This window comes from Rhizobium sp. NFR03 (genome assembly GCF_900111275.1).
Lineage (GTDB): Bacteria > Pseudomonadota > Alphaproteobacteria > Rhizobiales > Rhizobiaceae > Ferranicluibacter.
In genome coordinates, this window is sequence record NZ_FOGR01000001.1 from 48,707 (window position 1) to 72,999 (window position 24,293).

The following is a 24,293-nucleotide window of genomic DNA, read 5'->3' on the forward strand; positions in this document are numbered from 1 at the left end:
TATGTTGTCGAAGAATACGAGTAGCCGATCAGCGATCCGGCACGAAGGGTTTGCCGAGCGAGGCCGGCGTGTTGATCATCGTCATACGGCGGTTCTGCGAGATGAGCACGAGCACCACGATCGTTGCAAGGTAGGGAAGCGCCGACAGAAGCTGCGACGGCACGTTGAAGCCATTACCCTGTGCATAAAGCTGGCTGATGGACACCGCGCCGAACAGATAGCCACCGGCAACGATGCGCCACGGCCGCCAGGATGCGAAGACGACCAGTGCGAGCGCGATCCAGCCGCGCCCGGCTGTCATGTTCTCGACCCACTGCGGCGTATAGACGAGCGACAGTTGCGCGCCGGCGAGCCCGGCGCAGGCGCCGCCGAACATGACGGCGAGGTAACGGGTACGGATGACATTGATGCCGAGCGCATGAGCCGAGGTATGGCTGTCTCCCACCGAGCGCAGCTTCAGCCCGGCGCGGCTGCGAAACAGGAACCAGTGGATGCCGGCAATCAGTGCGATGGACAGATAGAAGATCAGGTCCTGCTGAAAGAGCAGCCGGCCGATGACCGGGATATCGCTGAGGACGGGAAAGACGATCTGCGGCAGCTTGATACCCGACTGCCCGGCATAGGGCTCCCCGATCTGACCGGAAAGGCCGAGGCCGAGAATGGTCAGCGCCAGACCGGTGGCGACCTGGTTCGCCACCAGCGTCAGCGTCAGGAAACCGAAGAGCAGCGAGAACACCGTGCCGGACAGAATACCCGCGAGGATGCCGATATAGGGCGACCCGGTCGCCTGAGTGGCAGCGAATGCGCAGACGGCCCCGATGATCATCATGCCCTCGACGCCGAGGTTGAGCACGCCGGACCGCTCTGTGACCAGTTCGCCAGCGGCTGCAATCACCAGCGGCGTCGCGGCCGTGATCACGGTCAGCAGAATGGCTTCGATGATACCCATGTCAGAGTGCTCCTTCCGCAGCCGCTGCGCCCGGTACCGCTTGGCCCGTCACCACCCCGCCTGACATTCGGCGCCAGACGATCCGGATGCGGTACTGGATCAGCGTGTCGCAGGAGAGCACGAAGAAGAGCAGCAGTCCCTGAAACACCCGGACGACCTTGTCCGATAGGGCGAGCGAAATCTGCGCCGCCTCACCGCCGAGATAAGTGAGACCGAGAACGAGGCCGGCGACGATGATCGCCAGCGGGTTGAGACGCCCGAGAAAGGCGACGATGATGGCGGTGAAGCCGTAGCCGGGCGAAATGACAGGCTGCAGCTTGCCGATGGCGCCGGAGACCTCGGAAATGCCGGCAAGCCCGGCAAAGGCGCCCGACAGTAGCATCGAAAACCAGATCATCCGCCGCGAGGAAAAGCCGGCGAACCGCCCTGCCCGCTCCGACTGTCCGAGAACCGAGATCTCGAAGCCCTTGAGCGTAAAGCGCATCATGAACCAGATGGCGAATGCAGCGACGATCGCGAAGGCGAATCCATAATTGGCGCGGCCGGAGGCCAGCATTTCCGGCAGGATTGCTTCCGGTGCGAATGTGCGCGTCACCGGGAAGTTGAACCCGCCGGGGTCGCGCCATGGCCCACGCACCAGCCAGTCGAGGAAAAACTGGGCGACATAGACCAGCATCAGGCTCGTCAGGATTTCATTCGTGTTCATCCGTGCCTTGAGAAAGGCGGGGATACCGGCATAGAGGGCGCCACCGATCATGGCCGTGACGAGCATCAGCGGCAGGACGAGCGCGGAATGCCACTCGTGAAAGACGACGGGGATGACGGAGCCGGCCACCGCACCCATGATGAACTGGCCTTCCGCACCGATATTCCAGTTGTTCGACCGGTAGCAGACCGACAGCCCGACACCGATCAGAATGAGCGGCGCCGCCTTGATGGCGAGTTCGTGCAGCGACCAGACTTCCGTCAGAGGTTCGATGAAGAAGCTGTAGAGCGCCAGTCCGGGGTCCTTGCCGAGAAACACGAACATGATCGCGCCGGCCACGACAGTCAGAACGAGCGCGATGACGGGAGACAGGAAGGCGTAGAGAAGAGAGACCTTCGGTCGCTTTTCAAGTTCAATGCGCATGGGCAGTTTCTTTCGCAGTCGCGGCAGCACCCGCCTCGGACGCCGTCGTCCCGTGCATGCCGCCCATCAGCAGCCCGATCCTTTCGCGTGACAGGGCTGAGGCAGGATAGATTTGTGAAAGCTTGCCCTCGTTGATGACGGCGATCTCGGTCGCCACCTCGAAGATTTCGTCGAGATCCTGACTGATGATCAGCACGGCGGAACCGGCCTTGGCGAGATCGACGAGCGCCTGACGGATGCGGCTTGCCGCGCCGGCATCGACACCCCAGGTCGGCTGGTTGACGATAAGCACCGAAGGTTGACGATCGAGCTCGCGCCCGACGATGAATTTCTGCAGGTTTCCACCCGACAGCGAGCCGGCAAGCGGATCTTCGCCACTTTTGCGCACGTCCATCGCTTCCGAAATGCGTTTTGCAGCCCGCTTGACCGCACCGTTGCGGATCAAGCCCAATCCGCCGCCGCCAATGAAGGCCTTGCGGTCCGAATAATAGCGCGCCAGCACGAGATTTTCCGACAGCGGCAAGGCGGATACCGCAGCATGCCCGTGTCGCTCCTCCGGCACGAAACCGGCGCCCAGCGCGCGTCGCTCGTTGATGCCCTGCCTGCCCACGGGTTTTTCGCGGATGAAGACGGCGTCGTTCTCAGCGGTTGGATATTCACCCGACAGGGCATCGAAGAGTTCACCCTGTCCGTTGCCTGCAACACCGGCAATCGCCAGCACCTCTCCGGCATGCACCTTCAGACAGATGTCCTTCAGCGCCACGGCGAACGGTGTGCGGGCCGCAGCTTTGAGATGTCGCGCTTCGAGTTGCACCTTGCCCTTCGCCGACGTAGCCGAGGCGCTGACATGGGCAACATCGCTGCCCACCATCATGCGTGCGAGCGATGCCGGTGTTTCCCGGCGCGGATCGCAGGCCCCTGTCACCTTGCCGTGTCGCAACACGGTCGCGCGGTCGCAGATGCGCTGAACCTCCTCCAGCCGATGGCTGATATAAAGAACCGAACGGCCTTCGCCCTTGAGCTTCGCCAGCGTCTCGAACAGCCGGTCGGCCTCCTGCGGCGTCAGCACGGATGTCGGCTCGTCGAGAATGATGAGGTGCGGGTTCTGGAGCAGCGCCCGCACGATCTCGATTCTCTGGCGCTCGCCGACGGAGAGGTCGGCCACATGTGCTTTCGGGTCGAGCGGCAGCCCGTAGCTGACCGACAGGGCGGCGGCCTCTTCCGAGATCTTGTTGAGCGATATGCCCGGGTCCATCGAAAGCGCGATGTTCTCCGCAACCGTCAGTGCTTCAAACAGGGAAAAGTGCTGGAACACCATGCCGATACCGAGGCGTCGTGCGGCACCGGGGCTTGCAATGTGCACCGGCTGGCCACGCCAGCAGATTTGCCCGCTCGTGGGCCCAATCACGCCGAAGAGCATTTTGACGAGGGTGGACTTCCCCGCGCCGTTCTCACCGAGAAGCGCATGGATTTCGCCTGGCCGTATATCGAGATCGATCCCGTTGCAGGCGGCAAATGTCCCGAAAATCTTCGTCAGCTTGCTGACCGACAGCAGTGTGCTGTCGGCGCTGGGTCCTTGAACCGCCACGCCATCCCTCTCTTTCAAGCCGCAGATGCCCGGGCGCCGTTTTCGGCTTCTCAGGGAATCAGCAAAGTTGTTCCGCTCGTCTTTCTGGCTTCCAGATCCGCATGTGCCTGGCTGGCATTATCAAGCGCATAGGTCTGGTTGATATTGATACGCACTTTATTGCTCCGCACAACATCAAACAAAGAGTTTGCACACGCCTCCAACTGCGGCCGCGTGGAGGTGTACGTGTAGAGTGTCGGACGGGTGGCAAACAGCGATCCCTTCTGCGACAGCATGCCGATGTTGAAGGCCTCCACGGCGCCGGACGAGTTGCCGAAACTCACCCAGAGACCCCGAGGCTTCAGGCAGTCGAGCGAGGCGGGATAGGTGTCCTTGCCAACGGAATCATACACCACATCAACGCCCTTGCCCTTGGTGATGTCCTTGACCCGCGCAACGAAATCCTCGGACCGATAGTCGATGACATGGTCGTAACCATGCTCGAGCGCCATCGCGATCTTCTCTGGCGAGCCGGCCGTGCCGATCACCGTCGCCCCGAGTGCCTTGGCCCACTGCCCGGCAATCTGTCCGACGCCGCCGGCTGCCGCATGAAACAGGAGAACCGTATCGGGCCCGACGGCAAAGGTCTGGTTGAGCAGGTACTGCGCGGTCATGCCCTTCAGCATCATAGCGGCCGCTGTTTCCAACGGAATATCGTCCGGCACCTTGATCAGCTGCTGCTCATCGATGTTGCGCTCGCTCGCATAGGCCCCGTCCGAACCGGCATAGGCGACGCGGTCGCCCTTCGAGAAAAGCGTGACGCCATCGCCGACCGCCGTCACGATACCCGCGCCTTCCTTACCCGGAACGAAGGGAAGGCTTGCCGCCTTATAGAGGCCGGTCCGGAAGTAAACGTCGATGAAGTTGACGCCGATCGCCTCCTGACGGATCTGAACCTCGCCGCGCGACGGCGGCGGAACGGTCAAGCCCTCGATCTTCAGGACGTCGGGACCGCCAAGCTCCCGTATCATGATTGCTCTTGCCATGGCCTGTTCCTTTATTCGCGTCCGAGATTGGGAAAGATCTGCAGAATAAACCCGATGACGTAGAGATAGACGCCTGTGCCGACGACGCCCCAGACGACCCAGCCGGGGGTCTCGAAATGCATCAGAAGCGCATAGGCACTGAGCACCGACCAGGCGGTGAAGACTGCGAGGTTGAGCGGCCGCAAACGCCGTACGCGCACGGGGTGGAGAAAGCTGATCGGCATGAAGGTGAGGAACACCGAGACGAAGACGACGATGGACGCCGCAAGCTCGCTTGCCTGCACCACGAAGAGCGTGAACACGACCATGTTCCAGACGACCGGAAAGCCGGAGAAGAAATACTCGTCGGTCTTCATGCCCATGTCGGCGTAATAGATCGCGCTCGACATGACGATGGCGCCTGCCGCGACGAATGACCAGGGCTCGCCGATCATGCCGCTCTGATAGAGCGCGAAGGCCGGGAGAAGGACATAGGTCACATAGTCGATGACGTTGTCGAGCGTATCGCCCGACCAGTTGGGCAACACTTCCTTGACGCGGACCTTCCGTGCGATCGGTCCGTCGATACCATCGACGGCCAGCGCCAGGCCCAGCCACCAGAACATATCAACAAAGCGATGTTCCGCAGCGGCGACGACGCCGAGGAAAGCGAGAAACGATCCCGAAGCCGTGAGCACATGGACCGAGAAAGCGCGGATCTCGGCGTAGGGAACCGGCTTGTAATTGAAGAACTTCATCGGCAGACGCATCCTGTGCTGACGCTTCGCGTAAACTCGGTGAGCGGCCCGGATATCGCCAGGCCATGCCGCACCGCCTCCTCCGCCGCGACGGTGTCGCTGCCGGCATGTCCGTAATATGCATCGTTTGCCCTGCTCTGCCAGCAAAAACAAACGATTGCCGATAGCCTTGCGTAATCCGCTGTGGACTTAGGCACCAAGTGCGGCAACGGCGACCATTCCAAAAAGGCTTGCCAGGCGGTACTGCATAATTCCGTAAATCGGAATCGATTTCACAAAAGATGATGCAGCAGGTGTAAAAGGCTACAGCGGACCTAAGTGCGTCATGTATGACGCACGGCGCTGCCGATATCGGATCGTACGGTGCGCGCCTGGGCCCTTCGCGGATAATGAGACGGCTGAGGCGAAGGAAGAGGACCGAATCATGGATCACTACGACATCGCCATCATCGGCGCCGGCCTCGCAGGAGCGCTTGCGGCGCTCGCTCTGTCCAGAGACGGACGCAGCGTAGCCTTGATCGCACCGGCCGCCCCGCATGACCGGCGAACAACAGCGTTGATGGACGAGGCTATTGGCTTTCTCAAACGGCTTGATCTTGGCGAAGAGGCGGCATCGCTCGGCGCACCGCTCGCAACCCTGCGCATCATCGACGGCACGGATCGTCTTCTGCGCGCGCCCGTCGTCACATTCCGGGCAGCCGAAATTGGCCTCGACGCCTTCGGCTACAATCTTCCGAACGCGCCATTCCTCGATGTCCTGAACCGCCGCATCGAAGCCGCACCGGCCATAACCCGCATTGATGCGAGACTGCAGGGCCTTGTGGAGAACGCGACGAGGTGCACCCTGACGCTGGCCGATGGACAGGCGCTGACGGCATCACTGGTGATCGGCGCAGACGGACGGCGCTCGCTCGTCCGCGATGCCTGTCATATCGAGACGCGCAACTGGAGCTATCCCCAGACGGCGCTCGTGCTGAATTTCGCGCATGAACGTCCGCATGAGAACATCTCGACGGAGTTTCACACTCGGCAGGGTCCCTTTACGCAGGTTCCGCTTCCCGGAAGACGTTCCAGCCTCGTCTGGGTGATGACGCCGGATGCCGCATCGCAGACGCTGACGTGGGACAGGGCCGCGCTGTCGAGCGCGGTGGAGCAACGGATGCAGTCCATGCTCGGGAAAGTCGATATCGACACCGAGCCGCAGACGTTTCCGCTTTCCGGCATGGCCGCGACCCGCTTCGGTAAAGGCCGTGTGATTCTCGTTGGCGAGGCAGCGCATGCGTTCCCGCCCATCGGCGCGCAGGGCCTGAACCTCAGCCTGCGCGACGTCATGACGCTGGTCGCCATGCTCGCCGAACTGCCGGCCGTGCCAGCGGATCTCGGTAATCGCTACGATCGGCGCCGCCGCGCGGATATTCTCAGCCGCACGGTCAGCGTGGATTTGCTGAACCGTTCCCTGCTCACCGGCTTCCTTCCGGTTCAGATGCTTCGGGCGGGCGGGCTTCAGGCTCTTTCGTCGGCAGGCGCACTGCGCAGCGTTGTCATGCAAGAGGGTCTGCGCCCGGGAAGTGCGATACGGTCGATGCTGGGCGGCTTACGGGAAAAGATCGGCCGGCACCCCGCCTGAACCGATCAGGTAGAGAAGAGCGGTGACACTGAACATGGAGAGAGCCGTCGTGATGAGGATTGTCGCAGACGCCCTCTCCTGCCAGACGCCGTACTGCTCGGCGATCACGAAGACGTTCGTTGCGGTCGGTAGCGCCGCAAGCAGCACCGCAGCCTGCACCCAGACCGGCTCGAAATGACCGGCCGCACTCAGCACGAGATACATCACCGCCGGGTGCAGCAGCAGCTTGGCCGGTACGATATAGGTCAGTTCGACCGGCGCCCTCTTTAGCGGCCGAAGGCCAAGCGTCACCCCCATCGCAAACAACGCACAAGGCGCTGCCGTCGGCGCAAGCGCCTCGATCAGGCGGCGGATCGCGACGGGCGGCTGCACCTGAAAAGCAGCCGCGGCGACGCCGATAGCCGTCGCCAGTATAAAGGGATGCAGCAGAATTTTGCGCAGGACGGATAGTGCGAGGCGTGCCGGGTTCTGCTTTTCGCTTCCCGCAATCGCCATGAGCGCCGGGGCCGTGATGAAATGCGCGACGTTCTCGATGGAGAATATCAGCGCGACGGGCACAGCCGCCCGTTCCCCAAGTGCAAGAAGGGCAAGTCCCGGACCCATGTAGCCGATATTGCCATAGGCAGCGGCAAGCCCCTGCACCGTCGCTTCAGCCAGAGGCGCGCGGCGAACCCATAACGCCACCCCGAAAATGAGCGCAAAAACGGAATAGGTCGCAGCGACATCCGCCAGAATGAAATCGAACCGGGTCAGTTCGTGTATCGGCGTGCGGGAAATGAGCGTGAAGAACAGCGATGGCAGCGCAAGATAGAGAATGTAGACGTTCAGCCACGCCATGCCTTCGAGGCCCGGCCTCGTTGGAACACCTCCACCCCTGTTTCGCCGCCCGAGACCATACGCTGCGCCGTAGCCGAGGAGGATCAGGCCAAAGAACGGTGCCACGAGGCTGAAAACATCTGTCATGTCGTGATCCCGTAGGTGGCGCGTGTCTGCTCAACCGATCTGCATCAGAACCGGAAAGGTCTGCTGAAACCAGATGGAGACCGTGCTGACGAGGCCGAACAGGAACGCAAGGCCGGCAACGACAAGCAGGCCGCCCATGATCTTCTCCGCAAGCCCCAGATGCCGCCGGAAGCGCGACAAAAAACCCATGAACGCACCGGAGAATGCGGCTGCGATCCAGAAAGGGATGGCGAGGCCGAGGGAATAGACGGCAAGAAGCATCGCACCCTCCGATACCGTATCGCGCGCTGCCGCGACGCCAAGGATCGTCCCGAGCACGGGGCCGATGCAGGGCGTCCAGCCGAAGCCGAAGGCAAGCCCCATGATGTAAGCACCCGACAGCGTGGCCGGCTTCCCACCGCCCTGAAAGCGCGCCTCCCGCCCAAGCAGGCCGATGCGCAGCACGCCGAGGAAATGCAGACCCATGATGATTACGACGATGCCGCCGATTCGCGAAAGCAGATCCATATGCTGCCGGAGAAGAAGACCGACAGACGACGCACCGATTCCCAGCGAGATGAAGACGGTGGAAAAGCCGAGCGTGAACAAAAGCGCAGACGGCAAGACGGCACGCCGCGTTGCAACCGCCGCCACGCCATTTCCGCCGCGAAACTGATCGACGGAGACGCCGGCCATGTAACAGAGGTAAGGCGGCACAAGTGGTAGAACGCAGGGCGAAAGGAACGACAGGGCCCCCGCAAGCACCGCCGTCCAGATTGAAATATCGGCTATCGACAAAACCTGTTCCTTCGAAACGATCCCGCTCGCGTGTGACAGCGCTGGACGGACGGAGACGGTGTTACCGCGCAAGGCCCCCGCCAGCAATGGCGCCAGACGCCGCATGCCGGAGACGTGACGCCCGTCTCACGTTAAGCCGTCATCAAATCCGTTGCCGCTTCCGCCGGCCTGTGTCGCATACCCGTTCCGCGCCAGCGGATGTTACCGCCGCGAAATCGGGGATCTGCGGATTTATGGGTTGACCGCAACCGCACGCCTATGCATATCTCCGCCAACTTTCGCCGGGCACCTTGGTGGCCGGCGCGGGAGCGCGTAGCTCAGTTGGTAGAGCAACGGACTTTTAATCTGTAGGTCCAGGGTTCGAATCCCTGCGCGCTCACCACTCTCCTTTCCAGCCCCTGTCCATAACGAGCCGAAGCCCAGAGGCCGGCGGGAACATTCTGTCTTCGAGGCAGTTTCCGGAGTGCCTAAATTATGAGGAGACAGGACGTGATCGAGTTCAAGAAGGTGCCGATGACAGGTGGCGAGAACGGCGACTTCCGTCCGGACGACGAAGCGGAATCGCAGGCCGTTCAATCTGTGCGGCAGGAGAAATCCGCTCGTGAAGATAAGGGGGACGCGTTGGAAGCGGGGCTCGAAGATACGTTTCCTGCAAGCGATCCGGTTTCCGTAACGGAGACTGCAATTCCATCGGGACGTTCGCCGTCCTCTAAAGAGCAGTCATAGACGGCCTTCTATGGATGAACGCGTGACTTCGCGTCATCCGAAGCGGAACGAAAACGCATATTCCGAGTTGATGCGGCGACAGTCAGGCTGAGACAGGAGATTGCGATGCTGGAAGCTTGGAGACAGCGGAAGCGAAGAGGCGCTGTTCTGGACGATTACAGCGTATTCATGGTTCGGGAGCTTCTGGTCTGGCTCGTTGGCGTTCCCGTTCCCATCGCGATGGTTATCGGTATGCTCGTTCTCTGACGGAAAGACACACAAGTCGATCCGGCTTCCTGTCTGCGATCAGGCAGACAGTGCAAGCATCGCGAACGTCAATCCCGAGATGGCGCATAGCGCCGCTATGACGACAATCAATTCCTTCATCATGAATTTATACATGGCGCATTACCCTTTGTTTGCACCGATGTAAGATCGAATATTTTCAACGCAAGCGTGCCCGGAGCAACACATCGTGATGGCGGGGCTGCGGGGATCGCATCTTACGGCCGCACGGCGTGGCAGACAGCTTGCGGACAGTTTCTCCCGGCACAATGATTTCACTGCACAGGCGTCCGAATCTCCGGTCACCGAACGTGCAGAAGATCAATGTTTGGAGCGAATACCGCGACGCAGTGCGACGTGCTATCGCCTTCAGTCGACCAAGCGGACGCTGTGACGATGAAGCTTACCTCCCTGCCCCTTGGCGTTATCCTGATCGCCTCCCTCGTCGCAACCGTCCTGACGATCGTTCTCGTTCCACATCGAGGCGCCGCAGCTCCACGGGCAGGCATAGATTCCATTCAGCGGCTGTAGGCCTGTCGCGCAGAACGCGCATCGGCTTGAATGGCAGAAAGCCCGTCGCGTGACGTCTCCTTCACATAACGGGCTTTGCAAGCGTTTTCAGCTATTCCGAAGGACCGATGCGCTTCAGGCTTGAAGAGAGCGCAGCGGCCGAATTCGATTTACTGGCAATCCGAAACGACGATCTTGCAGTTCGGGCAATCTTTGGTTGCCATCGTTTCGGCAGCCTTCTGGGTCGAGCCGTAGCCGATACCATAATTGACGCGATCCCCGGCGTAGGCGCCACACTGTTCAAACCATACGGCAACCTTGCAGTCGTCGTTTCCGGCGGACTTGCACTCCTGAACAGCGTTTCTTTCCGCTTCCTTCCGCGAGCTTCCCCAGCCCATTCCATAGCCGGCTTCGTCGGCTGCCATGCCCTGTTCGTCATTGACCGCGATGGCGCCGAACGCGAAAGCCGAACTGACCGGGCCGGCGAGAAGAACGGTTGTTGCAAAAGCGATACGAATAAAGGTCTTCATGAAAATCTCCCCCGAGGTCGAATGTCCCGACTATCGTCGAGCGTCCCTGCCGGAATGACGGGGACCTGGGGAGTATGGCTACAGGACCCGGGGGAACACGACAATATAGGCGCAGCCGTCGCCCATGATTTTATGTTGGGCATAGCTAATGCACATGGTGAACGTCGGCTGGCCCATTCTCGTCAGACAGTTGCTGGCGGTCGATGGGCGTTGAAGACGTTGCATTCACCTCAACCGCAAAGGTGCACCGACAGCCTGCCATTGTATACAGCCGCTGCGTGCATACGTTATTTCCCGGCGAATGGATCGGCGAGAGCAGCCTCTGGCCGGCTGATAGGGTACTTCGTACCGGAGACCTTGGCAGCCATGGCTTTGGCGCCTGCCTGCTTCAAAAGCGTGCGGAAAACCGGATGCATGCCGCCATCGACGTACGCGCTCATGGAGGCGGCAATCGGCACGGGCCCACCGACGAGAGCATCGATCGCGCGGTTCTCCTCGGCAATCTTTGCCAGCGCCTGCGGTTCGATGCCCGGTGTGGCTTCCGGACATGCCGCAAGCGGGTCTGTCGGCTCGCCGTTCAGGAACGTCTTGTCGAATACGTAGCGTCCGCCGCAGGCCGATACCTTCGGCTGCCTGCGGGTGATCTCGAAGGCATCGTAACCCTCTTTGAGCACGCGCCAGAAGGCAAGATTCGGATCGCCACGATGCGCGGACATGTTCTGGGCCGTCATGCGGAAGGGAAAGGCCTGCACCTGAAAACTCGCCTGACCGCCTTCCAGCGCCCGCGCCACGATCGCATAGATTTCGCCGACGCCCTGGTCAGTCATCGCGTAGCAGCCGGAAGACGAGCACGCGCCATGGACCATCAGCGCTTCGCCGGTGTAGCCGAGCGCGCTTTCCAGCCGGTTCGGGTAGCCGAGGTTGAAAGAGACGTAGAACTGCGAGTTCGGATTGAGCATGCCCTTCGTCACATGGTAGAAACCTTCCGGCGCATGCCGGTCTCCCGACTTCCGCTTCGGCCCGAGATCACCGGACCAGCGGCAGATGGGGTACGTCTTCAGCAGTGCGTATTTGCCGCTCCGGTCGACCTTCCAGATCTCCAGTTCGCTTTCCTGCTTGAAAATGCGCACGAGCACGGGGCTCTCCGCCTTCATGCCCTTGCGGGTCATCTCCGCTACCATCTTCGACGACAGTTTCGGCGGCGCCTCCGTGACGTCGAGCGCCATGCAGCCACTCAACGCAATGCCGAGCGCGGCAATAGCGGCGGTCTGAACGCAGGCCTTGCGAAGGGCTTTCAGGGTCGAAAATGCTGGCATGCGGTCTCTATCGATCACAATCGCGACGAAGTTGTGTCGCAGCGGCGCGTGAAGTACACCGCTAACACACTCTCCCTACATGGTTAATCTTTCCTGAAGCCGGTCTGCGTCATCCCTTTCTCCAGAAAAGCCTGCGTCAGGGCTATACAATGCTGCAATGCACCCTAACCTCTTCGCATGAGCGATATGATCACATGGTTGGACCAATCCTTACGCTGGGTGCCCGACTGGGCCGTCAGCGTCATCCTCCTCGCGCTGCTGTTCGGCATCGGCATCTTCGTCCACAGGGTGCTTTTCGAGATCGCAACGCGCATCGCGGCAAAATACGACCTGTTCTGGCGGTCTTTGGTTGCGCGCTCTGAGCGACCGACGCGACTGGTTGCCATCATGGTTGCGCTTTCTTTCGGCGTCTCCATTGCGCCCCTGACATCCGGACAGGCAGAGACGCTGCACCACCTGCTGCTGCTCGGCTTCATCCTCGTCTTCGCCTGGATCGGCAAGGTCACGCTGCATATCTGGACGACGGTCTATCTGCGCCGGTTCAAACTGGATGCGGAAGATAATCTTCTCGCGCGCAAGCACGTCACACAGTCGCGGATTATGGAGCGCATTGCCGGCTTCGTTATCATCATCCTCGGCGTGGCCGCCTGCCTCATGACGTTTCCGGCCGTTCAGCAATATGGCGTCAGCCTTCTCGCCTCCGCAGGTGTCGCGGGTATCGTGCTCGGTCTGGCACTCCAGCCGGTTCTCAAGAACCTCTTCGCCGGCATTCAGCTGGCCATTACCCAGCCCATCCGGCTCGATGACGCATTGCTGATCGAAGGAGAGTGGGGAAATGTCGAGGAAATCACCGCGACCTATGTCGTCGTCAAGATATGGGACTGGCGGCGCCTCGTGCTGCCGCTCAGCTACTTCATCGAAAAGCCCTTTCAGAACTGGACCCGTGAGACCGCCGCTCTGATCGGCACCGTAATGGTCTATCTCGACTACAGCGTGCCCGTCGGCGCCATCCGAAAGGAAGCCGAGAAGATCGCTAAGGCTTCGCCACTCTGGGATGGGCAGGTGATAAACATCGCGGTGACGGACCTGAAGCCGGAGACCGTGGAGATCCGCATTCTCTGCTCGGCATCCAATGCCGCGCGCGCCTTCGACCTGCGCTGTGAAATGCGCGAAAAAATAATCGGCTTCATCGCCGAAACATATCCGACCGCCCTCCCGCACGTGCGCGCGGAACTCAAGATGGCTGAGACAGTCGGCAACATTGCAGTCACGACACCGTGGCGCGCGCAGGCATGAAACGGTGAATTACTGCCCTGCGAGAGTGCCCACCGGAAGATCGTAAGCGATCTTTCCTGTCCGCTCGAAGGTCAGGACGAGCGGGATGGTGTCGCCCTGGCGAAACGGCTTGACGACGTCCATGAACATCAGGTGCAAACCGCTGCCGGCAAGCGTCACCGTCTGACCCGCCGGAACGGGGATGCCATCGAGCTTGCGCATCCGCATAACGTCGTTTTCCATCGTCATCTCGTGCAGTTCAACCCGGCCGGCCACAGGGCTTTCGACGGCGGCAAGGCGGTCGTCAGCCGGCCCCGCATTCACGATCGTCAACCCGCCGCCCCCGACCTTCGCGCCCGGCGGCATCGGCTTGGCGGCGCCGCCGGAAAGTGTCAGCGCCCCGACGACCACCTGCCCGGCGTTTCCTGCAGTTTCGGCCGATGCAGCAGGCGTGGCGGCGAACCCCACGGGCACTGCGCTCGCCAGAGCGGCTATGAAGATGGTCTTCACCGAAAACATGTCGTCGTCTCCATGCGCGTCCGCGCAATAGCAATTGATCCGGCCACAATGCTATCGCGAGGCCATGATAAAGCAAAGACGAAAACATGTTCTCACGGCCTTCCGTCGGTATTTCCGCACCATGCCAGCGACGACGAAAATCTTTGTCCTTGCGACATTTTCTGCTTGCCAAGGGCGCCTTATCCTTCTTATCTGAACCTGATCTTGTTGGGAGAATCCAGCTTCGAGCTGGTGCCGAAGGAGCAACCGCCCCGGAAACTCTCAGGCCCACGAACCAGCAGGATGCCGGCAGGACTCTGGAGAGAAGCATTTCGCTCGCCGAAGGGATAACAATCTCAGGCACAGGAACAGAGGGGGCTCAATCGACGTCACGAATCCGTGTGCGTTGACACGAGCCGGCGCGCATGGCGCCAACCTGGAGACCGGATTTGGACGAACACACAGCCTCGAACGACGCCCCGCTGAAGCAGACGCCGCTGCATGCCCTGCATATCTCGCTTGATGCGCGCATGGTGCCCTTCGCCGGGTACGACATGCCGGTTCAGTATCCGGCCGGTGTCCTGAAAGAGCATCTGCACACCCGGGCCGCAGCCGGTCTGTTCGACGTGTCCCATATGGGCCAGGTGGAACTGCGGGCGGCCTCCGGCACGCTGGAGGACGCAGCCCTCGCACTCGAAAGCCTCGTGCCCGTCGATGTGCTCGGTATCGCCGAAGGTCGCCAGCGATACGCTCTCTTTACGGACGAAACCGGTGGTATCCTCGACGATCTGATGATTGCGCGGTTGCCCGACCGGTTCCTGATCGTGGTCAACGCGGCGTGCAAGGATGCCGATTTTGCTCACTTGAAGGCGCATTTGGGCGATCGCTTCGAACTGGCGCTGCTAGAGGATCGTGCGCTGCTGGCGTTGCAGGGACCCCGCGCGGAAGACGTTCTGGCGGAACTTTGGGCCGATGTCGCCGCCATGCGCTTCATGGATGTGGCCGAGGCGCTGATCCATGACGTTCCCTGCATCATCTCCCGCTCCGGCTACACCGGAGAGGACGGCTTCGAGATCTCCATTCCGGCCGATAAAGCCGAGGATATCGCCCGCCGCCTGCTCGATCATCCCGATGTTCTGCCGATCGGGCTTGGCGCCCGTGACAGTCTGCGGCTGGAAGCCGGTCTCTGCCTTTACGGCAACGATATCGACACGACCACCTGCCCGATCGAGGCGGCTCTCGAATGGGCCATCCAGAAAGCACGCCGGACGGGCGGCGCCCGCAGCGGCGGCTTTCCGGGTGCCGGCGCCATTCTGGATGCACAGACGAATGGCACGGCGATCCGCCGCGTTGGCCTGAAGCCGGAAGGCAAGGCGCCCATCCGTGGTGGCGCCACCCTCTTTTCCGACGCGACCGGTGCGACGGAAGTCGGCAAGGTCACCTCGGGCAGCTTTGGCCCGACCGTCGGCCATCCCGTGGCCATGGGCTATGTCGAGACCGGGCTTGCAACACCCGGCACCACCGTTTTCGCGGAGCTGCGCGGCAGGTATCTGCCGATGACCGTTTCCGTCCTTCCTTTCATCACCCCCACCTACAAGCGCTGATCAGGAGCCGATCCCATGCTGAAATTCACCGACGAACATGAGTGGCTGCAGATCGACGGCGACGTCGCGACTGTCGGCATCACCAAGCACGCTGCCGACCAGCTCGGCGACCTCGTTTTCGTGGAACTGCCTGAAACAGGGACGGCCCTGACCAAAGGCGAGAGCGCGGCAACCGTCGAATCCGTCAAGGCAGCTTCCGACGTCTATTGTCCGCTGGACGGCGAGATTCTGGAAACCAATCCGGCCATCGTTGAAGACCCTGCCCTCGTCAACGGTGACCCGCAGGGGGCCGGCTGGTTCTTCAAGCTGAAACTCTCCGACCCGTCTGCCGCCAACGCGCTGTTGGACGAGGACGCCTACAAGGAGCTGATCGCCTGATGACAACGCCTGTGACAACGCCGGCCGATTTCACCTTCACGGATTATCAGCCCTACGATTTCGCCAACCGCCGCCATATCGGCCCCTCGCCGTCCGAAATGGATGCGATGCTGAAGGTGATAGGCTATCCCTCGCTGGACGCCCTGATCGACGACACGGTTCCGGCAACCATCCGCCAGAAGACGCCGCTCGCCTGGGGTGCGGCGCTGACCGAGCGCGAAGCGCTCGATACGTTGCGCGAAACGGCGAACATGAACAAGCCGCTGGTGTCGCTGATCGGCCAGGGCTACTACGGCACGATCACGCCGCCGGTCGTCCAGCGCAACATTCTGGAAAACCCGGCCTGGTACACGGCCTACACGCCCTACCAGCCGGAGATCAGCCAGGGACGCCTCGAAGCCCTGCTGAACTACCAGACCATGGTCTGCGACCTCACCGGTCTCGACGTCGCCAACTCCTCGCTGCTGGATGAAGCCACTGCTGCCGCCGAAGCCATGGCGATGGCGGAACGTGTCTCCAAGTCCAAGCAGAAGACCTTCTTCGTGGACGAGAACTGCCACCCGCAAACAATTGCGCTCCTGAAGACCCGCGCCGAACCGCTCGGCTGGACGATCCTCGTCGGCAATCCGTTCGAGGATATGCAGTCCGCCGATGTCTTCGGCGCGATCTTCCAGTATCCCGGCACCTACGGGCACGTCAGCGACTTCACAGGTCTGATCTCGCGTCTGCACCAGACGGGTGCGATCGCCGTCGTTGCAGCCGATCCCATGGCGCTGGCACTTCTGAAGTCGCCCGGCGAAATGGGCGCTGACATCGCCATCGGCTCGACGCAGCGCTTCGGCGTTCCCGTTGGCTATGGTGGTCCGCACGCTGCCTACATGGCCGTCAAGGACACGCACAAGCGCTCCATGCCCGGTCGCCTCGTCGGCGTCTCGGTTGATAGCCGCGGGAACCGCGCCTATCGCCTGTCGCTTCAGACCCGCGAGCAGCACATCCGCCGCGAGAAGGCTACATCCAACATCTGCACCGCGCAGGTGCTGCTTGCCGTCATGGCGTCGATGTATGCGGTCTTCCATGGGCCGGAAGGCATCAAGGCCATCGCGCAAAGCATCCACCAGAAGACCGTTCGGCTGGCGAAGGGTCTTGAAGCTCTGGGCTACGCCGTCGAGCCGGAAACCTTCTTCGACACGGTGACTGTCGAAGTGGGCAAGCTGCAGTCGGTCATCATGAAGGCGGCTGTTGCGGAAGGCGTCAACCTGCGCAAGATCGGCGAGACCCGCATCGGCATCAGCCTAGACGAGCGCTCGCGACCGATCACGCTGGAATCCGTCTGGCGCGCTTTCGGCGGCAATTTCACCGTGGCGCAGTTCGAGCCGGACTACCGCCTGCCCTCAGCGCTGCTGCGGCGTAGCGCGTACCTGACCCACCCGATCTTCCACATGAACCGCGCGGAAAGCGAGATGACGCGCTACATCCGCCGGCTCTCGGATCGCGACCTCGCGCTGGACCGGGCCATGATTCCGCTCGGCTCCTGCACGATGAAGCTGAACGCAACGGCCGAGATGCTGCCGATCACCTGGCCGGAATTCGCCGAGATCCACCCCTTCGTTCCCGCCGATCAGGCGCTCGGCTACAAGGCGATGATCGACGATCTCTCCGAAAAGCTCTGCGCCGTTACTGGATACGACGCAATCTCGATGCAGCCGAACTCGGGTGCGCAGGGCGAATATGCCGGCCTCCTGACGATCCGCGCCTACCACCTCGCCAATAACGAGGGGCATCGCGACATCTGCCTCATCCCGACCTCGGCGCATGGCACCAATCCCGCCTCCGCCCAGATGGTCGGCATGAAGGTCGTGGTCGTCAAGGTCAGCGCCAACGGCGATATCGACATGGACGATTTTCGTGCAAAAGCAGAACAGTATGCCGAAACGCTCTCCTGCTGCATGATCACCTACCCCTCGACACATGGCGTGTTCGAGGAAAGCGTGCGCGAGGTCTGCGAAATCGTCCACAAGCATGGCGGTCAGGTCTATCTCGACGGCGCCAATATGAACGCGATGGTCGGCCTGTCACGCCCGGGCGATATCGGCTCCGATGTCAGCCACCTCAACCTGCACAAGACCTTCTGCATTCCGCATGGCGGCGGCGGTCCGGGCATGGGGCCGATCGGCGTCAAGGCGCACCTCGCGCCCTACCTGCCGCGTGATCCGTCCAATCCCGACAGCGCCGGCACGGGCGCGGTCTCGGCGGCTCCCTTCGGTTCGGCCTCCATCCTGCCGATCTCGTGGAGCTACTGCCTGATGATGGGCGGTGAAGGCCTGACGCAGGCAACCAAGGTCGCCATCCTCAACGCCAACTACATCGCAGCCCGTCTGAAGGGTGCCTACGACGTGCTCTACAAGTCGGCAAAGGGTCGCGTTGCCCATGAGTGCATCATCGACACGCGTCCTCTTTCGGAAAGCGCCGGCGTTACGGTGGACGATGTGGCCAAGCGGCTGATCGATTGCGGCTTCCACGCGCCCACCATGAGCTGGCCTGTTGCGGGAACATTGATGGTCGAGCCGACCGAGTCGGAAACCAAGGCCGAGATCGACCGCTTTTGCGACGCGATGCTGGCCATCCGCGAGGAAGCCCGCGCCGTCGAGGAAGGCCGTCTCGACCGGACGAACAACCCGCTGAAGAACGCCCCGCACACGGTGGAAGACCTCGTTGGAGACTGGGACCGCCCCTACTCCCGCGAACAGGCCTGCTTCCCGCCCGGCGCGTTCCGTGTCGACAAATACTGGTCTCCGGTCAATCGCGTCGACAACGTCTATGGGGACCGCAACCTCGTCTGCACCTGCCCGCCGCTTGAGGATTATGCGGAAGCCGCGGAGTAAACAGAAAAGAGGCCCGCCCGCCAGGAGCGGGCCTTTTGCATTAAACGTCCGGTGGTAGATCGTTCGTATTCTTGTCTCGTCACGCAGCTGGCAGGCTGACGATAAAGCAAGCGCCGTCGCTATAGTCAGGGTCCAGCTCGATCGTGCCGCCATGGCTTTCCGCGATGCGCCTGGCGAGTGAAAGACCGACGCCGGTACCGGGAAAGATGCTTTCGTCCCGGTACAGCCGTTGGAAGATGTCGAAGATCCGGTCAGCATGTTGCGGATCGATGCCGACTCCATTGTCCGAAAAGACGATGCGCGCAAAGCCACCGTCCCGACATCCCGAAATTTTCAGTTCCGGTGCGACACCGGCCCGCCGGTACTTTATCGCATTGCCGATGACGTTCTGGAACAGGCGCGTCAGCAGTTCTGAGTCGCCGATGACGTCGGGAAGCGTCCCGACCGTGATCTGTGCGCGGCTCTCGGCAATGTCGTTCTGGAGGTTGCCGAGCGCATCCTCGACCACGTCGCCGAGCGCCACACGCTGCGGGCTCGTGATCCGGTCTGCGATCCGCGCATAGTCGAGCAGGCTGTCGACGAGCTGCATCAGACGCCGCGATTTGCCCCGCAACTGCTCCGCGTATCGCGGCACATCTTCCAGTCTGCTTGTAGCGATGTCTTCCGCAATCATTTCGGCGAACATGGAAATCTGCCGCATGGGGGCCTTCAGGTCATGCGAGACAGTGCTTGTGAACTGGCCGAGCGCATCGTTCTTGCGCTGCAGTTCCGAGCTCTGTTCGGCAATACGCATCTGCTGCCGCTTCATCTGTGTGATGTCGCGACCCACCGTGACGTATTCGACAAGGCGCCCATCCTCGAAGACTGCGAGGTTCGACCATAGAATCCAGATTTCAGTGCCATCTGCGGATACACGGTGCTGCTCCCGCGTCGTCGCGGGCGCATCCAGCGTCAGCTCTCGCAGGATCTCTGCCAGCGAATCGCCTTCGACGATGAAATCAAGGCAGCTGCGGCCGACGACGGCGTCAGCGGGCAATCCGATGAAGGCAAGGAATCGCTGGTTGACGAACGTGTAAATGAGGTCGGGCGATATGCGGGTGATAAGGTCGGGAATGGTCTCGACGAGTGTCGCATAGTCCTGCCGCTGCCGTTCCAGCGCCTGTTCAACCTTCTTCAGGTCGGTCACATCCACACGAATGGCAACGGTGTTGCCGTCGGCTGTCAGGGTGTTCTCAGCCCGCAGCCACCGCCCGTTGTTGTAGGGAAAGATCTCCGGCACGCCGTCAGCCCTGCGGAACAGGTCCAACTGTCGCCGCATCCAGGCCTCGGCCTCGGCCGATCCTGGCGGATCGGGCGCCAACCCGTCCCGCGATAACATCTGCAACACGATATCTGCGACCGGCATGCCGATCTGCAAACGCTTTCCGACAGCACCGAAAAGCTGACGATAGGCCCTATTGAAGAGGATCAGCCGTTCGTTCTTGTCGTAAATCGCGATACCCTCGGCGATCGCGTCGAGCGCCGTATCCACAGCACGCGTCGCCGGCGCGACGTCCGCGCCATCGCCTTGGCGCTCGGAACGAATGATCCGGAGGAACGCGCTTGCTGGCTCACCGGAATTCTGCACGGCAATCGTCCGTGTCACCCCGCTGAAGGGGGTACCGTTGGCGTGCTTGTAGAGAACGGAGCTGTCATACGAGTCTATCGACTGATCCGGAAAAGCATCGTCCAGCAGACGTGCAATCCGGTGGCCGACCATCATGCCTGCATCCATGCCGAAGAGGATTAACGCGGCCTTGTTTGCCGAGACGATCTCGCCTTCGGGCGCCGTTACGATAACGGCGTCGGGATGATCATTGTAAAGCGCCTCAAGGATTATCGGGTCCAGAATGGGCAAGTCAGGCCTCTGCGGCTTTGGTGAGCATCAACGAACAGTACGGCCTAGAGATTTCCGGCCGGTTGATGTCAGTGAGGAAACAGGCGTTTCTCAAAGCAGGAGGTTGTTCAGCACGCTATGCTGTAGCGGCCAGAACGAGCACTCTTCATTTGCCAGACGTGACGGCCGACAGGCTGTCAGCCGACGCGCACCACGGCCTCACCCTTGGCCGCAAGCGCTGCGAGATCCGCCGGCTTGAGTTCGACCGATTCGCCGCAACCGCAGGCCGATGTCTGGTTGGGATTGTTGAAGGTGAAGCCCGAACGCATCTTCGTCACCTCGAAATCCATGCGCGTGCCGAGCAGATACAGCACAGCCTCGGGCGCGACCCAGACCCGGGCACCCGCGTGCTCTATCAGGTCGTCCTTCGGGTTCGGTTCCGCCACGAGATCGACGGCATATTCCATGCCGGCGCAGCCACCTTTCTTGATGGAGAGCCGTATGCCCTTCGTGTCGCCACCCGCATTCTCAACGATGGCATTGACGCGCTGTGCAGCGGCGTCGGACAGGCTCATGACCGCAAAACCCATGGAAAGTCTCCTTGCAACAACCGGGTTCAAGGCCCGGTGCTTCGGATGTAAATGTATGCCCCAATCGGCCGACGATCAATACCAGCCGACGGCGACTTGCGCTTCCTCGGACATGCGATCCGGCGACCATGGCGGGTCGAATGTCATGGACACCTCGACGCCGGAAACGCCTTCGACGGCGCCGACCGCATTTTCGACCCAGCCCGGCATTTCCCCGGCCACCGGGCAGCCGGGAGCCGTGAGCGTCATGGCAATCTTCACCATGCGGTCGTCCTCGATGTCGATTTTGTAGATCAGCCCGAGCTCGTAGATATCGGCCGGAATTTCCGGATCATAGACGGTCTTCAGAGCGGAGATCACATCGTCAGACAGGCGCGCCAGCTCTTCCGGCGGGATGGCCGACTGGACGATCCCGCCGCGGGCATCCGATACTTCGCCGGTGGTCTCAGCCTGGGTCTCAAGGGTCATGCTCGTATCCTCACGCAAAGAATTTCCGCGCCTGTTCCAGCGCAGAGACCAGCACGTCGACTTCGGCGCGCGTGTTGTAAAGCCCGAATGAAGCCCGGCAGGTGGACGTCACGCCGAACCTCTTGAGAAGCGGCATGGCGCAATGGGTGCCGGCCCGTACCGCAACGCCTGCCCGGTCGATGACCGTGGACACATCATGGGCGTGGACTCCTTCGATCTCGAAGGAGAAGATGCCGCCCTTGCCGGGCGCCTGCCCGATCACGCGCAGCGCGTTGACCGACTGCAGGCGCTCGGCCGCATAGGCCGCTAGATCCGCCTCGTGCCGCGCGATCCTGTCACGTCCGATGCCGTCCATGTAGTCGAGCGCGACGCCAAGCCCGATGGCCTGAACGATCGGCGGTGTGCCTGCCTCAAAACGATGGGGCGGTTCGTTGTAGCTGATCGCATCCTCGCTGACGTCGATGATCATCTCGCCGCCGCCCATGAAGGGCCGCATGTCGGCCAGCCGCTCTTTCTTGCCATAGAGCACGCCGATACCGGACGGACCGTAGAGCTTGTGACCGGTCATCACATACCAGTCGCAATCGATGTCCTGCACATCGACCGGCATGTGCACCGCCGCCTGGCTGCCGTCGACCAGAACGGGAATGCCACGCTCATGCGCGATGCGGCAAATTTCCTTGACGTCGACGATCGTGCCAAGCGCGTTCGACATATGCGTGATCGCGACGAGCTTCGTCTTCGGAGTCAGGCATTTGACGAAATCATCGATATGGAACGCACCCTGATCATCCACAGGCGCCCAGACGAGTTTCGCGCCCTGCCGCTCACGGATAAAGTGCCAGGGCACGATATTGGAGTGGTGTTCCATGATCGAGATCAGGATCTCGTCATCCGCCCCGAGCTTCGGCATGCCCCAGCCATAGGCGACCGTGTTGATCGCCTCGGTCGAGGATTTGGTAAACACGATGTCATCGACAGACGGCGCGTTCAGGAAGCGCCGCACCGTCTCGCGCGACAACTCATAGGCGTCCGTCGCGGCATTCGAAAGGAAATGCAGGCCGCGATGGACATTGGCATATTCATTGGCATACGCATGGCTGATCGCGTCGATGACAGCCTGCGGTTTCTGGGCCGAGGCGCCATTGTCGAGATAGACGAGCGGCTTGCCGTAGACGGTCCGCGACAGGATCGGGAAATCCTGCCGTATCCGCTCGACGTCATATGCCTGTGTTGAGACCGTCTGGTCCATGATGCCTCTGCTTTCTGCCCCGGTCCGAGCGCGTGACGGATACGATCAGGCGTGCCGCGCCAGCCATTCGGAGATGATGAGTTCCAGCGGTTCGATCAATGTCTCGCTCTCCAGTTCCTCGACGATCTCGTCCACAAAGGCGTTGACCAGCATGGCGCGCGCCCGGTTTTCAGGAATGCCACGGGCCTGGAGATAGTAGAGATGCGTCGGGTTCAGATCGATCACGGTTGCACCGTGACCGCACTGGACGTCGTCGGCGAAGATTTCCAGTTCGGGCTTTGCAGAGAAATCCGCATCGTCCGACAGAAGCAGCGTATTGCATGCCATCTTCGCATCCGTCTTCTGCGCATCCTGCGCCACGCGGATCTGCCCCTGGAACACGCCACGCGCCCGGTCGAAGAGCACGTTGCGGATGATCTCGGTCGAGGTCGTGTTGGCAACGTCGTGGCCGAGCGTGAACGTCACGTCCGTCAGCGTGTCGCCGCCCATCAGGTTGATGCCGCGCAGCTTGAAGTCCGAACCTTCGCCAGTCACCACGCCATGCACTTCCTGACGCACCAGCTTGCCGCCGGCATTGATGACGAACAGGCGGAAGGAGGCGTTTTCGCCCAGCTCGAAATTGAGCTGGCCGAGATGCGTATCCTCATCGCCCTGCTGCTGCAGCAGGATCCACGTCACCTCGGCGCCCGCCTCGATGATGAGATCGGAGACGGACGAGACGAGGCTCTGCCGACCATCGACCGACAGATGCCGCTCGATCACGGTCGCCTTGGAACCGGGGCCGAACGTCACCGGAAAGCGGCTGTGGCTCTGCCCGGCGCTCTGGACGATCTGAAGTTCCAGCGGCTGCAAGAGGATTGTGTCTTCCGGAATCTCGATCTCGAAACCATCGCGAACGAAGGTGCCGTTGATACGGCCGATGGCGTCTTCAGCATTCCGCTCGACCAGATCGCCGGCAGCCGTGCCATCGAGCAGGCTCTCGCCGTACCGTTTGACGACGACGCCCTGCGGCGCATCTCCGGCATCGGCCCGACCATTGAGGACCGTGAGCACAGACGATCCGACGGCCAAGGGTGCGACGGCTTCGGCAAAGGCAGCGCCATCGAATGCAGGCACATTGCGCAGCAGTGCGCGCAGGTCCGTGTAATGCCAGGCTTCCAGCCGCCGGGTCGGCAGACCAGCATCCTTCAGATCAGACAAAAGCAGGTCGCGTGCCGAGAGAACGGCGCCGTCGCCGGGCAGGTCGCTCAGCTGATGGTTATACGCTTCCAGCAGCGCCGTTTCGGCAGCTGTCCGCGTGATCGTGTTTTGAATGTTCATGAGCAAACG

20 protein-coding genes, 1 tRNA gene, 2 pseudogenes and 2 riboswitches are annotated in these 24,293 nt (G+C 61.5%); of the genes and pseudogenes, 8 read left to right on the plus strand and 15 right to left on the minus strand.

Translation table 11 applies throughout. The annotated features are described in order from the left end of the window. Window positions 1-28 precede the first annotated feature (28 nt). Genes BSG19_RS00215 through pcsA form a run of 5 tightly spaced genes read right to left on the minus strand, consistent with a single transcriptional unit; the run spans window position 29 to window position 5,428 of the window. Complete coding sequence (locus BSG19_RS00215) at window positions 29-949, minus strand: ABC transporter permease (RefSeq protein WP_092983777.1); 921 nt, start codon at window positions 947-949, stop codon at window positions 29-31. A 1-nt stretch (window position 950) separates the two neighbouring features. Continuing rightward, window positions 951-2,078, minus strand: a complete 1,128-nt coding sequence (locus BSG19_RS00220) for an ABC transporter permease (protein WP_092983779.1) — start codon at window positions 2,076-2,078, stop codon at window positions 951-953. Continuing rightward, window positions 2,068-3,666, minus strand: a complete 1,599-nt coding sequence (locus BSG19_RS00225; RefSeq protein WP_092983781.1) for an ABC transporter ATP-binding protein — start codon at window positions 3,664-3,666, stop codon at window positions 2,068-2,070. Before BSG19_RS00225 ends, BSG19_RS00220 begins: the two co-directional genes overlap by 11 nt. A gap of 50 nt (window positions 3,667-3,716) precedes the next feature. After that, complete coding sequence (locus tag BSG19_RS00230; RefSeq protein WP_092983783.1) at window positions 3,717-4,691, minus strand: quinone oxidoreductase family protein; 975 nt, start codon at window positions 4,689-4,691, stop codon at window positions 3,717-3,719. Window positions 4,692-4,702: 11 nt separating this feature from the next. Further along, on the minus strand, window positions 4,703-5,428 hold the full coding sequence (gene pcsA / locus BSG19_RS00235) for a phosphatidylcholine synthase (protein ID WP_092985415.1): 726 nt from the start codon (window positions 5,426-5,428) through the stop codon (window positions 4,703-4,705). Window positions 5,429-5,852: 424 nt separating this feature from the next. Here pcsA and BSG19_RS00240 point away from each other — a divergent pair, with 424 nt between their 5' ends. Continuing rightward, window positions 5,853-7,055 carry a UbiH/UbiF family hydroxylase gene (locus BSG19_RS00240; protein WP_092983785.1) on the plus strand — a complete coding sequence of 401 codons (1,203 nt, stop codon included), beginning with the start codon at window positions 5,853-5,855 and terminating at the stop codon, window positions 7,053-7,055. Here the strand turns inward: BSG19_RS00240 and BSG19_RS00245 are convergent. Both BSG19_RS00245 and BSG19_RS00250 read right to left on the minus strand, forming a co-directional pair. After that, window positions 7,023-8,018: an AEC family transporter gene (locus tag BSG19_RS00245; RefSeq protein ID WP_092983787.1), complete on the minus strand. Its 996-nt coding sequence runs from the start codon at window positions 8,016-8,018 to the stop codon at window positions 7,023-7,025. The two genes, BSG19_RS00240 and BSG19_RS00245, sit on opposite strands and share 33 nt — an antisense overlap. A 30-nt stretch (window positions 8,019-8,048) precedes the next feature. Further along, the gene (locus BSG19_RS00250) at window positions 8,049-8,795 is read right to left on the minus strand and encodes a cytochrome c biogenesis CcdA family protein (protein ID WP_092983789.1); all 747 of its coding nucleotides are present in this window, start codon (window positions 8,793-8,795) and stop codon (window positions 8,049-8,051) included. Window positions 8,796-9,101: 306 nt separating this feature from the next. Here BSG19_RS00250 and BSG19_RS00255 point away from each other — a divergent pair. From BSG19_RS00255 to BSG19_RS25920, 3 genes and pseudogenes are all read left to right on the plus strand, one after another. Next, window positions 9,102-9,177: transfer RNA gene (locus BSG19_RS00255), tRNA-Lys, on the plus strand. 131 nt (window positions 9,178-9,308) lie between these two features. After that, a pseudogene (locus tag BSG19_RS00260) lies at window positions 9,309-9,497 on the plus strand (hypothetical protein); the annotation flags it as partial. A 129-nt stretch (window positions 9,498-9,626) separates the two neighbouring features. Further along, complete coding sequence (locus BSG19_RS25920) at window positions 9,627-9,767, plus strand: hypothetical protein (protein WP_170865816.1); 141 nt, start codon at window positions 9,627-9,629, stop codon at window positions 9,765-9,767. Window positions 9,768-10,465: 698 nt separating this feature from the next. Here BSG19_RS25920 and BSG19_RS00270 read toward each other — a convergent pair. Both BSG19_RS00270 and BSG19_RS00275 read right to left on the minus strand, forming a co-directional pair. Beyond that, complete coding sequence (locus tag BSG19_RS00270) at window positions 10,466-10,825, minus strand: DUF4189 domain-containing protein (RefSeq protein WP_092983796.1); 360 nt, start codon at window positions 10,823-10,825, stop codon at window positions 10,466-10,468. Between the two features lie 287 nt (window positions 10,826-11,112). Further along, the gene (locus tag BSG19_RS00275) at window positions 11,113-12,141 is read right to left on the minus strand and encodes a L,D-transpeptidase family protein (protein ID WP_092983798.1); all 1,029 of its coding nucleotides are present in this window, start codon (window positions 12,139-12,141) and stop codon (window positions 11,113-11,115) included. 186 nt (window positions 12,142-12,327) lie between these two features. Here BSG19_RS00275 and BSG19_RS00280 point away from each other — a divergent pair, with 186 nt between their 5' ends. Beyond that, window positions 12,328-13,437: a mechanosensitive ion channel family protein gene (locus BSG19_RS00280; protein WP_244529042.1), complete on the plus strand. Its 1,110-nt coding sequence runs from the start codon at window positions 12,328-12,330 to the stop codon at window positions 13,435-13,437. Between the two features lie 9 nt (window positions 13,438-13,446). On the opposite strand, the pseudogene BSG19_RS00285 reads toward BSG19_RS00280, so the two are convergent. Beyond that, window positions 13,447-13,827: pseudogene (locus BSG19_RS00285) on the minus strand (copper chaperone PCu(A)C); the annotation flags it as partial. 306 nt (window positions 13,828-14,133) lie between these two features. Beyond that, window positions 14,134-14,218, plus strand: a riboswitch (glycine riboswitch). A 3-nt stretch (window positions 14,219-14,221) separates the two neighbouring features. After that, window positions 14,222-14,296: riboswitch (glycine riboswitch) on the plus strand. Between the two features lie 67 nt (window positions 14,297-14,363). Between BSG19_RS00285 and gcvT the strand changes: the two are divergent. From gcvT to gcvP, 3 genes are read left to right on the plus strand one after another with little or no spacing between them, the layout of a single operon-like run. After that, window positions 14,364-15,518, plus strand: a complete 1,155-nt coding sequence (gene gcvT, locus BSG19_RS00290; protein ID WP_244529043.1) for a glycine cleavage system aminomethyltransferase GcvT — start codon at window positions 14,364-14,366, stop codon at window positions 15,516-15,518. Window positions 15,519-15,533: 15 nt separating this feature from the next. Further along, window positions 15,534-15,896, plus strand: a complete 363-nt coding sequence (gcvH, locus tag BSG19_RS00295) for a glycine cleavage system protein GcvH (RefSeq protein ID WP_092983806.1) — start codon at window positions 15,534-15,536, stop codon at window positions 15,894-15,896. Between the two features lie 11 nt (window positions 15,897-15,907). After that, window positions 15,908-18,778, plus strand: a complete 2,871-nt coding sequence (gcvP, locus tag BSG19_RS00300; RefSeq protein WP_092985417.1) for an aminomethyl-transferring glycine dehydrogenase — start codon at window positions 15,908-15,910, stop codon at window positions 18,776-18,778. A 79-nt stretch (window positions 18,779-18,857) separates the two neighbouring features. Here the strand turns inward: gcvP and BSG19_RS00305 are convergent, their stop codons facing one another. The 5 genes from BSG19_RS00305 to sufD form a co-directional block, all read right to left on the minus strand. Then, complete coding sequence (locus BSG19_RS00305) at window positions 18,858-20,675, minus strand: PAS domain S-box protein (RefSeq protein ID WP_092983808.1); 1,818 nt, start codon at window positions 20,673-20,675, stop codon at window positions 18,858-18,860. A gap of 176 nt (window positions 20,676-20,851) precedes the next feature. Next, window positions 20,852-21,244: a Fe-S cluster assembly scaffold SufA gene (sufA, locus tag BSG19_RS00310; protein ID WP_092983810.1), complete on the minus strand. Its 393-nt coding sequence runs from the start codon at window positions 21,242-21,244 to the stop codon at window positions 20,852-20,854. 75 nt (window positions 21,245-21,319) lie between these two features. Next, entirely contained in the window at window positions 21,320-21,712 is a 393-nt protein-coding gene (locus BSG19_RS00315) for an SUF system Fe-S cluster assembly protein (protein ID WP_092983811.1), read from the minus strand. A 10-nt stretch (window positions 21,713-21,722) separates the two neighbouring features. After that, window positions 21,723-22,964, minus strand: coding sequence for a cysteine desulfurase (locus BSG19_RS00320; protein WP_092983813.1), 1,242 nt, complete (start codon window positions 22,962-22,964; stop codon window positions 21,723-21,725). 45 nt (window positions 22,965-23,009) lie between these two features. Next, the gene (gene sufD, locus BSG19_RS00325; RefSeq protein WP_092983815.1) at window positions 23,010-24,284 is read right to left on the minus strand and encodes a Fe-S cluster assembly protein SufD; all 1,275 of its coding nucleotides are present in this window, start codon (window positions 24,282-24,284) and stop codon (window positions 23,010-23,012) included. Window positions 24,285-24,293 lie beyond the last annotated feature (9 nt).

What these genes read in the sequence shown, in the direction of transcription:
- BSG19_RS00215 (WP_092983777.1), bottom strand. Translation starts at nt 949, where the DNA reads ATGGGTATCATCGAAGCCATTCTGCTGACCGTGATCACGGCCGCGACG.
- BSG19_RS00220 (WP_092983779.1), bottom strand. Translation starts at nt 2,078, where the DNA reads ATGCGCATTGAACTTGAAAAGCGACCGAAGGTCTCTCTTCTCTACGCC.
- BSG19_RS00230 (WP_092983783.1), bottom strand. Translation starts at nt 4,691, where the DNA reads ATGGCAAGAGCAATCATGATACGGGAGCTTGGCGGTCCCGACGTCCTG.
- pcsA (WP_092985415.1), bottom strand. Translation starts at nt 5,428, where the DNA reads ATGAAGTTCTTCAATTACAAGCCGGTTCCCTACGCCGAGATCCGCGCT.
- BSG19_RS00240 (WP_092983785.1), top strand. Translation starts at nt 5,853, where the DNA reads ATGGATCACTACGACATCGCCATCATCGGCGCCGGCCTCGCAGGAGCG.
- BSG19_RS00245 (WP_092983787.1), bottom strand. Translation starts at nt 8,018, where the DNA reads ATGACAGATGTTTTCAGCCTCGTGGCACCGTTCTTTGGCCTGATCCTC.
- BSG19_RS25920 (WP_170865816.1), top strand. Translation starts at nt 9,627, where the DNA reads ATGCTGGAAGCTTGGAGACAGCGGAAGCGAAGAGGCGCTGTTCTGGAC.
- BSG19_RS00270 (WP_092983796.1), bottom strand. Translation starts at nt 10,825, where the DNA reads ATGAAGACCTTTATTCGTATCGCTTTTGCAACAACCGTTCTTCTCGCC.
- BSG19_RS00275 (WP_092983798.1), bottom strand. Translation starts at nt 12,141, where the DNA reads ATGCCAGCATTTTCGACCCTGAAAGCCCTTCGCAAGGCCTGCGTTCAG.
- BSG19_RS00280 (WP_244529042.1), top strand. Translation starts at nt 12,328, where the DNA reads ATGATCACATGGTTGGACCAATCCTTACGCTGGGTGCCCGACTGGGCC.
- gcvH (WP_092983806.1), top strand. Translation starts at nt 15,534, where the DNA reads ATGCTGAAATTCACCGACGAACATGAGTGGCTGCAGATCGACGGCGAC.
- sufA (WP_092983810.1), bottom strand. Translation starts at nt 21,244, where the DNA reads ATGGGTTTTGCGGTCATGAGCCTGTCCGACGCCGCTGCACAGCGCGTC.
- BSG19_RS00315 (WP_092983811.1), bottom strand. Translation starts at nt 21,712, where the DNA reads ATGACCCTTGAGACCCAGGCTGAGACCACCGGCGAAGTATCGGATGCC.
- BSG19_RS00320 (WP_092983813.1), bottom strand. Translation starts at nt 22,964, where the DNA reads ATGGACCAGACGGTCTCAACACAGGCATATGACGTCGAGCGGATACGG.
- sufD (WP_092983815.1), bottom strand. Translation starts at nt 24,284, where the DNA reads ATGAACATTCAAAACACGATCACGCGGACAGCTGCCGAAACGGCGCTG.